17 protein-coding genes and 1 pseudogene are annotated in these 13,889 nt (G+C 57.1%); 6 read left to right on the top strand and 12 right to left on the bottom strand.

Annotation, left to right across the window (positions count from 1 at the left end; translation table 11 throughout):
• Nucleotides 1-6: 6 nt before the first annotated feature.
• The 10 genes from KBY66_RS08320 to KBY66_RS08275 form a co-directional block, all read right to left on the bottom strand.
• Nucleotides 7-279, bottom strand: a complete 273-nt coding sequence (locus KBY66_RS08320; RefSeq protein WP_255088840.1) for a hypothetical protein — start codon at nt 277-279, stop codon at nt 7-9.
• Nucleotides 276-875, bottom strand: a complete 600-nt coding sequence (locus tag KBY66_RS08315) for a transposase (RefSeq protein ID WP_255088839.1) — start codon at nt 873-875, stop codon at nt 276-278. The genes KBY66_RS08320 and KBY66_RS08315 overlap by 4 nt, the downstream gene beginning before the upstream one ends.
• 208 nt (nt 876-1,083) lie before the next feature.
• On the bottom strand, nt 1,084-1,230 hold the full coding sequence (locus tag KBY66_RS08310) for a hypothetical protein (RefSeq protein WP_255088838.1): 147 nt from the start codon (nt 1,228-1,230) through the stop codon (nt 1,084-1,086).
• Nucleotides 1,231-1,838: 608 nt separating this feature from the next.
• On the bottom strand, nt 1,839-2,384 hold the full coding sequence (locus KBY66_RS08305) for a carbonic anhydrase (protein WP_255088837.1): 546 nt from the start codon (nt 2,382-2,384) through the stop codon (nt 1,839-1,841).
• A 140-nt stretch (nt 2,385-2,524) separates the two neighbouring features.
• Nucleotides 2,525-3,652, bottom strand: a complete 1,128-nt coding sequence (gene mtnA, locus KBY66_RS08300) for an S-methyl-5-thioribose-1-phosphate isomerase (protein ID WP_255088836.1) — start codon at nt 3,650-3,652, stop codon at nt 2,525-2,527.
• Nucleotides 3,649-4,422 carry a hypothetical protein gene (locus tag KBY66_RS08295; protein ID WP_255088835.1) on the bottom strand — a complete coding sequence of 258 codons (774 nt, stop codon included), beginning with the start codon at nt 4,420-4,422 and terminating at the stop codon, nt 3,649-3,651. Before KBY66_RS08295 ends, mtnA begins: the two co-directional genes overlap by 4 nt.
• Nucleotides 4,419-4,928, bottom strand: coding sequence for an amidase family protein (locus KBY66_RS08290; protein ID WP_315855496.1), 510 nt, complete (start codon nt 4,926-4,928; stop codon nt 4,419-4,421). Before KBY66_RS08290 ends, KBY66_RS08295 begins: the two co-directional genes overlap by 4 nt.
• 12 nt (nt 4,929-4,940) lie before the next feature.
• The gene (locus KBY66_RS08285; RefSeq protein WP_255088833.1) at nt 4,941-5,051 is read right to left on the bottom strand and encodes an amidase; all 111 of its coding nucleotides are present in this window, start codon (nt 5,049-5,051) and stop codon (nt 4,941-4,943) included.
• A gap of 24 nt (nt 5,052-5,075) precedes the next feature.
• Complete coding sequence (locus KBY66_RS15870; RefSeq protein WP_399225114.1) at nt 5,076-5,429, bottom strand: hypothetical protein; 354 nt, start codon at nt 5,427-5,429, stop codon at nt 5,076-5,078.
• Nucleotides 5,430-5,444: 15 nt separating this feature from the next.
• Nucleotides 5,445-6,044 carry an acyltransferase gene (locus KBY66_RS08275; protein WP_255088832.1) on the bottom strand — a complete coding sequence of 200 codons (600 nt, stop codon included), beginning with the start codon at nt 6,042-6,044 and terminating at the stop codon, nt 5,445-5,447.
• Nucleotides 6,045-6,701: 657 nt separating this feature from the next.
• Here KBY66_RS08275 and KBY66_RS08270 point away from each other — a divergent pair.
• Together KBY66_RS08270 and KBY66_RS08265 are read left to right on the top strand one after the other, a co-directional pair.
• Nucleotides 6,702-6,911: a hypothetical protein gene (locus KBY66_RS08270; RefSeq protein WP_255088942.1), complete on the top strand. Its 210-nt coding sequence runs from the start codon at nt 6,702-6,704 to the stop codon at nt 6,909-6,911.
• A gap of 50 nt (nt 6,912-6,961) precedes the next feature.
• Complete coding sequence (locus KBY66_RS08265; RefSeq protein WP_255088831.1) at nt 6,962-7,816, top strand: class I SAM-dependent methyltransferase; 855 nt, start codon at nt 6,962-6,964, stop codon at nt 7,814-7,816.
• A 470-nt stretch (nt 7,817-8,286) separates the two neighbouring features.
• On the opposite strand, the pseudogene KBY66_RS08260 reads toward KBY66_RS08265, so the two are convergent.
• Nucleotides 8,287-8,415 (bottom strand): annotated as a pseudogene (locus tag KBY66_RS08260) (IS5/IS1182 family transposase); the annotation flags it as partial.
• Between KBY66_RS08260 and KBY66_RS08255 the strand changes: the two are divergent.
• From KBY66_RS08255 to KBY66_RS08240, 4 genes are all read left to right on the top strand, one after another.
• Nucleotides 8,401-8,787: a transposase gene (locus KBY66_RS08255; protein WP_255088830.1), complete on the top strand. Its 387-nt coding sequence runs from the start codon at nt 8,401-8,403 to the stop codon at nt 8,785-8,787. The pseudogene KBY66_RS08260 and the gene KBY66_RS08255 overlap by 15 nt on opposite strands.
• A 686-nt stretch (nt 8,788-9,473) precedes the next feature.
• Nucleotides 9,474-10,277 carry an ABC transporter permease gene (locus tag KBY66_RS08250; RefSeq protein WP_255088829.1) on the top strand — a complete coding sequence of 268 codons (804 nt, stop codon included), beginning with the start codon at nt 9,474-9,476 and terminating at the stop codon, nt 10,275-10,277.
• The gene (locus KBY66_RS08245; RefSeq protein ID WP_255088828.1) at nt 10,255-11,625 is read left to right on the top strand and encodes an ABC transporter ATP-binding protein; all 1,371 of its coding nucleotides are present in this window, start codon (nt 10,255-10,257) and stop codon (nt 11,623-11,625) included. Before KBY66_RS08250 ends, KBY66_RS08245 begins: the two co-directional genes overlap by 23 nt.
• A gap of 421 nt (nt 11,626-12,046) precedes the next feature.
• On the top strand, nt 12,047-13,159 hold the full coding sequence (locus tag KBY66_RS08240; RefSeq protein WP_255088827.1) for a DegT/DnrJ/EryC1/StrS family aminotransferase: 1,113 nt from the start codon (nt 12,047-12,049) through the stop codon (nt 13,157-13,159).
• A 25-nt stretch (nt 13,160-13,184) separates the two neighbouring features.
• On the opposite strand, the gene KBY66_RS08235 is transcribed toward KBY66_RS08240, so the two are convergent.
• Entirely contained in the window at nt 13,185-13,775 is a 591-nt protein-coding gene (locus KBY66_RS08235) for a glycosyltransferase family 4 protein (protein WP_255088826.1), read from the bottom strand.
• Between the last annotated feature and the right edge of the window lie 114 nt (nt 13,776-13,889).

Below are 13,889 nucleotides of genomic sequence, written 5' to 3'. Positions count from 1 at the left end.
CGTGGATCAGAGTCGGATGAGCCGCAAGGGGGACGACATGGCCTTCCTGGCCGCTTGCGCGACCCAAGAGGTGACGGTGCGAGCCCTCACCGGCGGGGTCATCGAGGTGGAGACCTGCAGCGGTTTCATCATCGCTGGAGTGCTTTCGGTCATGAATCCGGCCTCCAGTTCAGCGCGGCTGATGTGCTGGTTGAGCCAGTCATGCCAGCGGTCAAACAGTTGCCTCTGCAGGCGGAGCAGCGGCAGGCCGTTGTAGGCGCCGTAGCGATCACAGATCAAAATGCCGAGGAAGTGTCACCGATCAGCTGCTGGGCGGCCGCTTTGGAGCGGCTGAGACCCAGCTCAAACACCGTCACCAACGGGTTGCGCAGCACCCACACCCAGCCGGCGCGGCCGTCGGGGTTGTTGCCATCCGCATTGCCCACGGGGTAGATCGTTTCATCCGCCTGCAGGATGGGCTGCCCCTGCAGCCAGAGGTGGGCTTCTTTCACCGGCTGCTCCAGGAGGCTGTTGAGGCGGCGGCGGATGCAGCTGATCCCGCCGGTGCTGATCCGTACGCCAAAAGCCTCGTGCAGTAGGCGCTGGATCTTGAGGTGACTGAGGTGAAAGGTGCTTCCCAGCGTCCCCACCAGGGCTGTGAGGCGAGGGCTGTAGCCGCCGCTCTCCACATCGGCGGGCAGCGCGGCACGGTCAACCGTCTGGCAGCAGGGGCAGATCCGCTGATGCAGGCGGTGTTCCTCCACGATCGGCGTCACCGGTGGGATGTCGTAGCCGCAGGCTTCTGCGCAGCAGTGGATCTGATGAGGCCAGGGCGCCGCACCCTCAGCTGCCCCCTGTGAGGCTCGATCCGCAGCTGCCGCAGTGGTCGGGGACATGGTCGAACCCCTGATCGCAGCGCTCCGATGGCAGCAGATCACGGCCATGGCCCGGATGCCCCTTCTGCCCGCCCCTCTGACGGCGCTTGCCATCGGCCTATGCCGCCACCGAAACCACCGTTGCCAGATCCGCGTTGTCCGGGTCCGTGGGTGGAGGGTGGCCACCGCTTCTCTTCGAGAAGGCTGCGCCTACGCGGAAGCCTTACGGTTAGGAGGAATTCCTGGAGCTGCGGTCGTTCTGCTCCTCCAGCTTGGCGACCTGGGTGGCAAGGGCAGCGATCCCCGCAGCCTGCTCCTGGTTCTGCTCAACCAGCTCCAGCAGCAGGGAGCCCACGCTGGCTGGTGTCGCTTCCAAGTCAGCGTGGGGGATAGCCGGCGGGAGGGCTCGTGATCGCAGGCTGTCTCTACCTGAGATCTCAGCTCACTCCGGGCCTCTGTCAAGGGCGCAGCCTCAGCTGGCTACCTGAATCCCCTCTGAATGAATACGTTGAAAGCATACGATGCTCATTCAATTCTAGGCATAGGCTACGGCACCGGTGCAGGGCTAAATCAGTTCAATCTGGATAGCATTAAAGATATCTACGGTGTTGATGGATAGATATCGATTCACGTGAGTATCTTGCAGATAGATCTCGTTTTCGGTGCCTTGATCTCAGCAAGAAGTTTGATCTCCGAAGGAAGTTTGACCTGGCAGCTTGCCTTGAGGTTGCAGAGCACTTGCCAGTCAGTTCAGCCTCCGTGCTTGTGGAATCATTATGCAAGCATGCAGATCTAGTTCTTTTCACAGCAGCAATCCTGCACCAAAGTGGCATGGGACGAATCAATTGTCAATGGCCTGAGGATTGGCAGGAGCTGTTCAATGCCAATGGATTCTGTTGCGAGGATTGGCCTCGGACGATTCTCTGGAATGAGATATTCCCAGAGTTCTGGTACAAACAGAACGTCTTCAGGGCACCTCAGCCATCACGCCACCATCACCACAGTTCCGCAATCGAGGTTGTACTGGGCACCGACGATCTTGAGCCGTTCGGCTTCCACAAGTTTCGCCACCGGCATGGAGCATTTCAGCTGTGCCACCACGAGCTGAATGTTGGCCCGAACAGCATTGTCGAGCAGATCTCCCGGTTGATCCCTGGCGCGATCGACCGCCGGCTGGATCGCCTTGAGCAAGGTGCTGACGTGGCCGGGAATCTCGGCATGCTTGAGGGTGGCTGCCACGGCGCCGCAGCGCTCATGGCCCAGCACCAGCACCAGTCCGGTGCCGAACTCCTCGACCGCATACTCGATGCTGCCCAGAATCGCATCATCAAGAATGTTGCCGGCCACCCGAATCACGAACAGGTCACCAAGGCCCTGGTCGAAGATGATCTCGGGCGGCACCCTCGAATCAGCACAACCCAGGATGATGGCAAAGGGATGCTGGCCCGCTGAAATCACCCGCATCCGGCTGATCGATTGATGGTGATGGGACACCTCACCATGGGCATAGCGATGATTGCCAGCCTTCAATCTGTCGAGGGCATGGTTGGGATTCATGGATCACCGATTCCAGCCATGGACATACCACTAACGCATGGGTTCTTTCTGCGCTCAAGACCCTATCCTCTGGTCCGCCGATGAACGGTGTTCAATGCGTCAGGACGCGCCGTTCACCCCCAGCTGGGCAGACCATCGGGGTAGAGGCCCCGCAGCCCCGCTTCGCTGGCCGGGGCCACCCCCCGCTCGGTGATCAGGGCCGTGACCAGCCGAGCCGGGGTCACGTCGAAGGCTGGATTGAAGCCCCCACTTCCCTCCGGGCTGAGCTGCACGCTGGCGATCTCCCCGGCACGGGCGCCATCAACGATCTGCCCCTGGATGGTGGTCACTTCGCCTGGGGAGCGGGCCTCGATTGGGATCTGGCCCAGCCCGTCGGCGATTGTCCAGTCGATCGTGGAGGCGGGCAGGGCCACGTAGAAGGGCACGCCGTTGTCGTGGGCGGCGAGGGCCTTGAGGTAGGTGCCGATCTTGTTGCACACGTCACCGTTTCGGGTGGTGCGGTCAGTGCCCACGATCACCGCATCGACCCGGCCGTGCTGCATCAGGTGGCCGCCGGCGTTGTCGACGATCACGGTGTGGGACACCCCCTCCCGCCCCAGCTCGAACGCAGTGAGGCTGGCCCCCTGGTTGCGCGGGCGGGTTTCATCCACCCACACATGAATCGGGATCCCGGCGCGATGGGCCTTGTAGATCGGCGCCAACGCGGTGCCCCAGTCCACGGTGGCCAGCCAGCCGGCGTTGCAGTGGGTGAGCACGTTCAGGGGTTGACCCAGATGTTCTGACGGGCGGGCGGCCGCGATTTGCCGAAGCAGCGCAAGGCCGTGCTCACCGATCGCCTCGCCCATGGCCACGTCCTGCTCGGCGATGGCGGCGGCCTCAGCCTTCGCGGCCTCGGCGCGCTGCTCGGGGGGCAAGGGCGTCACCTTGGCCCGCACCCGCTCCAGGGCCCAGCGCAAGTTCACCGCCGTGGGTCGGGTGGCGTTGAGCTGCTCGAAGGCGGAAGCCAGGGAGGCGTCGCTGGGATCCACCTGCAGGGCCAGCATCAGGCCATAGGCCCCGGTCACACCGATCAGCGGGGCACCGCGGACCACCATCGTGGCAATGGCCTCGGCCGCCTGATCGAGCGTGCCGATGGGGCGGGTTTCGAACCGATGCGGCAGCAGGGTCTGGTCGATCACGCCGATCGAGCGGCCGCCCTTCTCCAGCCAGATCGTGCGCCAGGGGGTGCCGTCGATGTTCATGGGGAAGCAGCGGGTGGGGGCTTCGCCCTCGATCTTCTTCCATCGCCACCCTGCCGCTCCACCGGACCCGTCGGGGAGCCATGGCGCCGCAGCAACGCCCGGGTGAGCTGGCGGAAGCGGGCCTGCTCGAGATCCTCCAGAGCCTCACCGCGGCGGCTGCGCCAGACCTGCCAGCCAAGCAGCGGCACCAGCCGGTTGTGGCCGCTCAGATCCAGGGGCGGCTCGGCTGGCATCGTCAGCTCGGATTGCGCCGAAGGGCGTGGTGCCGGCTGCGGGCCCCGCCGATTCTCCAACACCCCGGCCATGGCGATCAGCTCCTCATCCCCACCAGCGGCGCCGAGGATCTCCAGTCCCACGGGCATCCCGCGTCCGTCGAGGGCCAGCGGCAGAACCACGGCATGCAGGCCGCTCGTGCTGCTCACCATGCAGGTGATGGCGGGGGATGTATCCCGCCGGTCGCCGCCGCGGCGATCGGGCAGAAGCAGCATCCCATCCAGACCGCCGACGCGGAGGGCCTCCTCCAGCAACCGGCGGTTCGCCGCCAGACGCTGCCGAACCCGCCATTGCGCCTCCATGCCGGAGGCCATCAGCGTCAGGCACTTCGCCGGCGTCCACTCCGGGGGCAATCGACCGGAACCGCAGATGTCGATCCAGTTGCGACAGCTGCCCGGATAGGCCGCCAGCTGGGCATCGATGGGGCGCCCCGAACCCTTAGCGAAGTCCGCGCCCAGTCGCGTGTCGTGACCCTGCCCTACCCGACCCTCGATCACCTCTGCTCCAGCGGCCCGCAGCAGATCAACGGCCTGCCGCAGGGCCGTGGCGGCGGAGTCGTTGAGGGGGGCCAGATCCTGATACAGGACCTGGCCAGCACCGCAAGACGCTTACCACGCAGATCCTGTGGGGCGCCCGCCCGCTCAGCCCGCCAGGGGGGATCGAGCACCTCCAGCCTTAGGGCCAGGGTGGGCAGGTCAGGGGCGATCAGGCCAGGGGTGCCGTTGAGGAAGCCGATCGGCAACAAGCCCTGGCTGGAAAAGCGATCCAGTGTGGCCCTGAGCGTCACGACCCCGTTGCACACGGCCGGTAGGCGCAGGGAGCCGCAGTTGTCGCTGCCCAGGGCCAGCGGTACGAAACCAGTCGCCACCGCCAAGGCGGAACCGGAGGAGGAACCCCCAGGGCTCAGCCAGGGATCGAAGGCGTTGCCGACCCGGCTCGCCGCTCCCGAAAGCCCGCGGATCCCGGAGGCGAACTTGTCCATCGTGGTCTTGCCGATCACGATCGCCCCCGCTGCTCATAGGTGGGCCACCGCATCGGCATCGGTGGCCGGCTGGTTGCCAAGCAGCGTCAACGATCCGGCGGTCATAGGCTGATCAAAGCTGGCGAAGTTGTTCTTCACCGCCACCGGCACCAGGGCTGATTTAAAGTGTCAGCAAGGGCTTTGCTTCGGCTGTCGCCAGGCCATCCCCAGAAGCTGATTGATGTCGCGGGACACGGCCTGTAGGCCGGCGCGGATCTGCTGAGATCCAGCCAGCCGGAGCAGGTTGAGAGCTGCCGTCCTGAGGGTTGCCAGGGCGCCGGCACCATTGCCCCGGTAGCGGTGGGCATCCTCATGGAGCTGGGTGTCACGGATCCAGTGCCAGCTCTCAATGCTCCAACGATCTCGCACCGGTTGCAGCAAGGCTTCTGGAGTGGCGCGCAGGCTCGAGAGGAACACGTGGGTGGCCGAGAACGGCTTGTCGTCACGCGTGCCGGAGGCAATCACCTCCACTGCGACTTTCATGTTGATTGAGTTCTGCTAGATCTCGCCTAGTTCCTCCAGGAACTGATGCTTTAGTTTCAAGATATTCTTGCTTCGTCTTATTACGCGATTAATCGGGTTGCCAATGTACATCATCCAAGGTTCGCAGTCTTTAGTTATCAGAGTATGAGCGCCACTGCCTGATCCCTCTCCCAATTCCACACCCGGCAGAATTGTGGAATTAACACCAAGCCCGGAATGCTGGCGAAATACAATAATTGCACTTTTGTATGATGGCTTGTATTTTCGTGGGATGGTTGGTCCGGTTAAAGACTTGCCTAAAAAATCATCCATTTCGGATAAAACCGTGCATCTTGGCGCTAGGCCAGAAAAATCCTCCATCAAAATACCTCCACCCCCATAAAGCGCGGAATAGGCACCGATATGAACAAAGTTTCCAATGGATATCCCGCTTCCTCCGCTTAACAGCGTGAAATCATCAATGCGTACATAGCTTCCTAGGCTTATTTGATCTGGCTTGTAGATGCAGGCCTTATTGCTGATGAGGACATTGCTCCCATAGCACTTTAATCCAAGTGACGAAAGTTGCTTCTCTGAGTAAAATGAGCTATGCCCTTCTCCCACGGGATCGCTCATCGCTGGAATCCCTGAAATGATCTGTGTACTGTTTGTCTCTGAAGGTACGCTTCGCTTGCTGATCTCATTCTTATAAAAGTCTGCCTTCTGATGTTAGTGGAGGAGAATGCATGCCACTAGGTTTGGATCGACTTGTATGCCAGAGCATAATATTCAGTTGTTTACTGTCTCGGATGCATCTGGCTCGCTAAGTATTTGATTTTGTTCAATTTGATGAAGAATTCACGCCCAAGCCGGATTAAGTGCTTCGTAGATGCGCAGGCCCATGTGCCTAGCCATGGAACCCGCTGATTATGTCAGACTGCAGGCCACCGATGGATGTGCCGCAACAATGCTTAAGGGTGATGATCAGCGCTAGGTTGCCAACGTTTTATTTGAGGTTGGAAAAGACTTCTAATTCAGTCTAGCCTTCCAGCCCAGCCTCAACAGCTACCACAACTACCATTTGGCCTGTCTCCCCGCGCACAGCGCCAGTTGTGCAATGCCAACAGGTCTAGGGCTGTCGGCCGGGTCAAGGGTTTTCGTAACCTGTCTGGCCACCATCGCCACGGTGGTAGTGGCCAGGACTACCGATCCCAGAAGCACCGCAGGGCTGCTTAAGAGTCCGCTGAAAAACACTGCAATCTCTGCGAGAATGGATCAACTGCCCATTCGTTGATGCGAGGCAAGCAGGAGCGCAGCGGCTCCTTGTTCTCCTACGTCTCGATCGAGGAGCGGATCCCGACCATCCATCCGCTCAGGCGGATTCGCAAGTTGGCGGATCATGGGGTTGCTCAACTAGAGAAGCAGGAAAGCGTTGTCACTTCTTACAGGTCATCTAACATCGCAATTCACCTGATCCGCCACCATGCACTCCCGTTGGCCTGAAACGAGCTCTCGCCAGTACACATTGCGGGCAGGTGATTGCGACCGTTAGCATGGATGTGACAACAAAACGGAGGATTCAAATGCCTTGCTTGATTTGCGGATCAGAAACCGAATACTACTTCTCGAAAACTTATTCCGAACATCCTTTTGACCAGTTCATGCGCGATATTGGCACGGTGGATTACCACAAGTGCAAGAGTTGTGGCTTCGTTATCTCGAAAACACACGCCGACCTTGATCCGACTCGATGGGCCATGCTGAATAGTGAGTGCCATCACTATTTCGAAGACCAGAAGAATGAAAGGAAGGGCAACCAGCCGCCCTATCCAGAGCAGGCATTAATGCTGCGTTTGTTGAGCAAGAACGGTATTATCGATGTGGAGAGCATGATCGACTACGCTGCTGGCTACGGAACACTGAGTAGACTCTTGGAGAGGTATTTCCAAATGCACCTGCCGATATTCGATCCGTATGTGCACGATGGCGACAGGTCAAGATACATTCACAAAGAGGACTTGAGCTCCTATAAGACAGTTATTAACTCAGCGATGTTCGAGCATGTCCTGCGCCGAGACCATCTCGACCAGGTCAATCATCTGGTAGACGGTGATGGTGGTTGTCTTATTCTCCATACGGTTGTTTGTGAGACCGTGCCGAAAGATCCAGAGTGGTTCTATCTCCGCCCCCCCGTTCACACCGCGTTCCACACAAACAAGAGTATGGGAATCCTGATGGAGCAATGGCAATATCGTTGCTCGATCTATTGTCCAAAGAGCAAATGCTGGGTCTTGCTTAAGAACAGAGATTCTCGCATTGCAGAACGCCTTCAAACCCTGAACGAGGAACTCCAAAGTGACTGGTTCTGTTTTAAGGATGGATTCATGGACTATTGGAAAGGCTTCTGACCACTTTGCAGTGACCGCATGGCTTAGATTACAGAGTACCCTATGAAAATAATGGAATGCTAACAACAGGGTGCTCCGTCCGCGCTACCGTGCGCCAGAGACGCTTAACGTTAGAAGCACGAGTGAGCTTTCTGAGTGGGCTGGAGCTTAGGGGTGCTGCCCAGTCAGCCAAGGCATGAATCGGATGTATCATCACAATCAGATCAACTAGCTCGCATGAAGAGAAAGACGGAAGGCTGCACGATGTTTTTGTAAGACTTGTACAACTTCATCGTTGGAGATCCGCAGTTTCGCCGGGATACGAAGTCGAAGCTCCAGCCGCCAACCACCTGGGCCCGCCGCCGCTTCCGCTTCCGTATCCACGAAGAGCACGCGCCGGGCGGCGGCCAGCTGCGGACCCAGCTCAGGGGTGAGCTGGGTCCGTTCGATCACCGACAGGCTGGGGAGCTCCCAGCGCTCCACTTCGGCAGCGATGGCGCGTCCCGCCCCCGCAGCTGGAACTGGCGCAGGCCGCCGAACTGTTTGATCCAGCCAAAGACTTTCTCGATGCCGCGCCGGGCATTGTTCGATTTGGCGTAACCCTCATGCCCTGTGGTGCGGATCATCGAGCTTGTGAGCACCGGCCGGCGAGATCGGAAGGCGTTTCACCACGACCACTACTATGGCCTCCGGCCGACTGCGTCTACATCACCACCCTGCGCACCAGCCCAAAAGCATTGCTACGACTGGTCAGGCAGTGGTGGGCAATCGAAAACCAGTGGCACTGGCCCCGTGACACCCAACTCGGTGAGGATGCAAACCGCTGCAGCCAACGCAATGGTGTTCAGGTCCTGGCCCTGCTGCGCACACTGGCCCTGAACCTCTTGCGCTGCAATGGCTTTCGGTCAATCCGTGCTGGCCTGATGGCCGTGGCGCATGACATCTGCCGAATGCTCGGCTGGGTTGGCGCCATCCCGGCAGGAACAGGGTGAATTGACTTTCAGTCAGCCCCGGGGTATGCCAAGACACCAGAGCGGAGGATCTTCAGGAATCGCACCTTAAACGGATTCCTCTCAAGACCCCCAAACCATGGCACTGAATGCGGTTAACTGGTTCGAGATCGAGGTTAAAGACGGTGTGCGTGCCAAGGACTTCAACGAGAAAGTGTTCGGGACCAAGCTCTAAAGAATGCCTGACCCACGACGGAGAGCTGAACGGTCCCGAGGGCCGACGTCACGGAGGAGGACGGCCGGATCACAGACCCAGTTGGAGGAGCTGGCCCCGGGGGATTGAGAAACCCCGGTATGGTTCAGTAGTGAAGACTGGGCCGTGTCGGTGAACAGCGTGGCGGTGCCAGTGACACGGTGCTGCACCAGAACCAATCGCTCGGGGAATGCAGCTTCATGTCCTCGTGAGAGACATCCAGGTCAACCAGATCAGCCTCCATTCGATGCGATGACTGGATGTAGGGTGAGGTGCGGAAATGTTTGCCTCTTCAGGATCGTTCTGTGCCATCCCAGGTAGAAGCGAGGAGTCAGGTCATCGCACGGGAGCAAGGGCCAGCCGGAGCCTCTCGGCCCACAATCCTTTTGGGGGCCAATATGGGTTTTAGGAACACGGTCTGAGAAGGGGTGCGAACAGACGATGGGATAACGTGAAAATGAAATGCTGGCTCGAAATGAAGCTCCGATTTCAGCAGTCCATCTGGCAAAGCCGAGAGCTCTTGTGGCGACTCACCGAACGGGAGGTTCAGGGGCGGTACCGTGGCTCTCTGCTCGGGGTTGGCTGGACGGTTCTTCAACCGCTGCTGATGCTGGCTGTCTATACGTTTGTCTTTTCCCAGGTATTCAAAGCGCGGTGGGCAGGCCAAGATGTCGATGGGCCACTGGTCTTCGCCATCAACATCTTTACAGGTTTGATTGTCTTCAACCTGTTTTCAGAATGTGTCAGTAGAGCTCCAACTCTCGTGCTGGCAAATCCTAGCTATGTCAAGAAAGTGGTGTTTCCACTGGCAATCCTGGTGCCGGTTTCGCTGGCAAATGCGGTCTTTCACGCGGCCTGCAGCCTGGTGATTCTGGGACTCTTCGAGCTCGCTTCCCTAAAAACCATCCCCTTGACCGCCATTCTTCTGCCTCTGGCATGGATGCCATTGCTGCTTGGTACGATGGCGATCAGCTGGATCCTCGCAAGCCTGGGTGTTTTTCTACGTGATATAGGCCAGCTAATTGGAGTGCTGTTGAGCATGTTAATGTATCTAAGTCCCGTCTTTTTCCCAATCACTGCTTTGCCCGCCAAATGGAGACCTATTCTGAATCTCAATCCCTTGGCACTGGTTATCGAGCAGACTCGAGCAGTATTGGTTGATGGTAAGTTACCCTCAGCCCCGTATGTCATTGCTGGAAGCATCCTCGGCGTACTGGCCTGTGAAGCAGCCTTCAGAATGTTCGAAAAGTCTCGACGTGCTTTCCCTGACGTCATCTAAGAGAGTCGAAACCATGCGTCAAGAGTGTGCCGACGAGAAGGAGCTGGACGCAGCGGAAAAGCCTTCTGAGACAAAGGCCGATGATGTGGTCATTCAAGTAGATGGTCTTGGCAAGTGCTACCACATTTACAACAACCCAACGGATCGGCTCAAACAAGCTCTCGTCCGAGGAAGAAAGCGATACTACAGAGAGTTCTGGGCCTTACAGAATGTCAGCTTTGTAGTCAGGCAAGGAGAAACGATGGGCATTATCGGCCGGAACGGCAGTGGTAAAAGCACGTTGCTCCAATTGATCTGTGGCACACTCACACCCACACAAGGCCATGTCAATGTGATTGGACGTGTGGCTGCATTGCTGGAACTTGGTAGTGGCTTCAATCCAGAGTTTAGTGGTTTGGAGAACGTTTTTCTGAACGCATCCCTTTTGGGATTAACCCATGAGGAAACACAGGAAAAACTGGACGATATTCTGGCGTTTGCGGACATCGGAGATTTCGTGCATCAGCCAGTAAAGACCTACTCCAGCGGCATGGTCGTCAGACTAGCCTTTTCTGTAATGGCTCACGTAAAGCCGGCAGTTCTCGTGATTGACGAGGCTTTGGCCGTCGGAGACATCATCTTTCAGCAACAGTGCAGCCGAAAGATTGCCAGTCTGATTGATGATGGCACCATGCTTCTGTTTGTCAGTCATGACATGAATACAGTCAAGTCCTTCTGCTCAACTGGTCTGTATCTCAAGGAAGGAAGACAGGCTTACTTCGGCCCGATTCAAGGAGCCTGTGAAGCATACTTCAGAGACTTCATGCAGATTGAAGCGACGGAGGGCGCCTCAGACGAAAGTAGTCGGCAAAAACAGAACCCCAACAGCGAGCCAGAAGAAGCTCATGGAGTGCATTCCGATGTCGGACGGTCCGGAACCCACGTTGGAGCCATACTCGGAGTTGATATTCGTGATGAAACCAACCAAAGATGCGCCAGCGTGGGTCATGGCGAAACCATGAATGTCGCCGTGTCATTGAAAATGGCCAACATTGGAACAGCAACTGGGATGGCAATTCAGCTCCGAAACAAAGAAGGACTGGACATTGCCTACACGGATTCCTTCCTTGAAGGCCTTCAATGGACTGAAGCCACTGGAACAACAGCAACGATCAAGTGGAGTTTTCGCGTACAACTACAACCAGGAGACTACGTTCTTGCCGTGATGCTTTCGAACGTCATTAATCCGACAACGTTTGAAGTCAGCCCAATCGACTGGATCCCATTCGCCCAGGTTCTCACAATTACGCCTTCAGCACTACCTCTTTTTGGCTTAACTCGGATTGATGCTGACGTATCAATTGCCTAGCCTTAACACCTCCTGACCAGAATGAGAAAAGGATCAACTTTCAATGCCAGGAGCATTCGTTTCCAGGCTTTCTAACGATTTCCCGGATAAACCATGTCCAAGAAGAATTGCGGGTCCCTTCAAGCACTGCTCCCTTGATCAGCCACCGATGACCAGACTGCTATGGTAAGGCTAGGATTGGAATTGAAAATCGCAACACCGAGCACTTCAAATCCCTCGCAAGAGGTTCATCCTTGCATTGGTGTGCGCATTTTCAGAAGCACATGCCAGATCTGCCAATCAGCAGGAGCTCCATTGAGAAGTTATCAGCAGGCGCCATGCTCGTGTTGATCAAGACTGGGATCTCTGGCCAAGATTCAAGAAGTTCCTCATCGGAGCCTTCCCATCTGCTGAGCCCAGGCGCCCTGGGCAGGCACCAGAAATGAAAGAAGAAATTCATGTTACCAAGCCATTTCTCCCCCCCCTACAGGATCTGGAGCCTTACCTGTCGAGAATTTGGGCGTCGCACATCCTGACAAACAATGGGCCCTTATGTCAGGAACTGGAAGAAAAGCTCCAACATGAACTCGGCGCCAGACACGCGCTACTGGTTTGCAATGCCACGCTTGGCCTTGCCGTAGCCCTCAAGGCGCTGAAAGTTAGCGGCGAAGTAATCACCAGCCCATTCAGCTTTGTGGCAACAACACAGGCCATCTTGCTTGCGGGATGCAAGCCGGTGTTCGCCGATATCGATCCGACCACGTTCGGACTGGACCCTGAGGATGTCGCGAGGAAGGTGACCTCTGCTACACGCGCCATCATGCCCACACACGTGTACGGAATTCCATGCGATGTCGAAGGACTGCAAAACCTTGCAGAGGAGCATCAGCTCAAACTGATCTACGATGCCGCCCACTGCTTCAAGGCTGATTGCCATTGTGGAACCTTCTTTGGCCATGGTGATGCTTCAGTGATAAGCCTTCATGCCACGAAGCTATACAATACCTTTGAAGGTGGGGTGATCCTGACCAATAACTCTGAACTTGCCCAGATATGCAGACTGACTAGAAACTTTGGCTTTGCCGGTGAAGACACGGTCATCGAAGATGGGCTTAATGCAAAGATGAGCGAGTTGCACGCTGCAGTTGGCTTAGCAGGATTGCCCCACATCGGAGAGATACTGGCTGCTCGAAAGAAGATTGCACACATGTATCTCTCAGGCTTGGAAGACGTGAAGTCCATCTCTCTTTTAATGGCGAATGAAGTCAAGAGAAGCAGCTTCGGATACTTTCCAATCGCCTTTAAAGCAGGCGAAATCTCCCGAGAACGGATTGTCAGAGAGCTGAGGAAAGACAAGATCTATGCTCGCAGATACTTCTATCCTCTCATTCCAGAGCACAAGCCCTATCAGCACTATCTCAACGGAACTGACTCCAGAAGATTGTTTCCGTGTTCATGGAATGCCTCGCGGAGCGTGCTCTGCCTGCCGATCTATCCCGGGCAAGAGACCTCGGTGATTGAGCGGACTTGCGAGATCATCAGGAATGCAGCATAATTGAAAATAGTCCAGCTGGAATAAGCTAGAGGGTTAGGGAAGCTCCCCTGGATAACTCCAACGGAGCAGAACCTTTTGAACCAGATGATAGGGCTTTGCGATAAATAGTTTCAAAGGCTTCAGCCATCGCATCCGAGTTGAACTTCTTGGCTGCATTTACGGCTAGAGAACAGTGATGGGCATGAATATCGGGCTGCGCAAGGTAAAGAGCTATCGTGTCGGCAAACACCTGACAAGAAACGGCTCCATCCTGCAATGGGATGGCAGCACCGGCCAGTTCGCCACTTGTCGCGGACAGCATGGAGCGAATTTCTCCTAAATCGGAAGCAATGAATGGACGTCCAGCAGAAAGGCACTCAATCAGAGTGAGTGGCTGACTTTCGCCGGGATAAGAAGTAGGCAGGATACCGATATCAGAGCAGGCGTAGAAACCACGGATGTTCGGCCTGAATCCAAGGAAATGAATTCCATTCACCCTAGTATTTCGCTTGAGGCGATCTGCTTCCCTTCCCTCACCAATCAATAGGAGGTGAACCCGGCGTTCACTCCGTGCCTGTACCAACTCAAGCACCTCGATCGCCTCCTGCCAACCCTTTTCACGGATGTCCGGCGACAATCAGGTTGACCGGTTGGCGACAAGCTCGTTGGCCGGTTGGGAGCGGGGCTGCTGACCCTGGGGCCGATGCGCATGGCCCTGGTGATGCCGGCACCACTGACGAGCCAACAGATC

Source organism: Synechococcus sp. Tobar12-5m-g (genome assembly GCF_024345415.1).
In the GTDB taxonomy this organism is placed as follows: domain Bacteria; phylum Cyanobacteriota; class Cyanobacteriia; order PCC-6307; family Cyanobiaceae; genus Regnicoccus.
The sequence above is the reverse complement of the archived record's forward strand: the minus strand, read 5'-3'. Positions and strand labels throughout refer to the sequence as shown.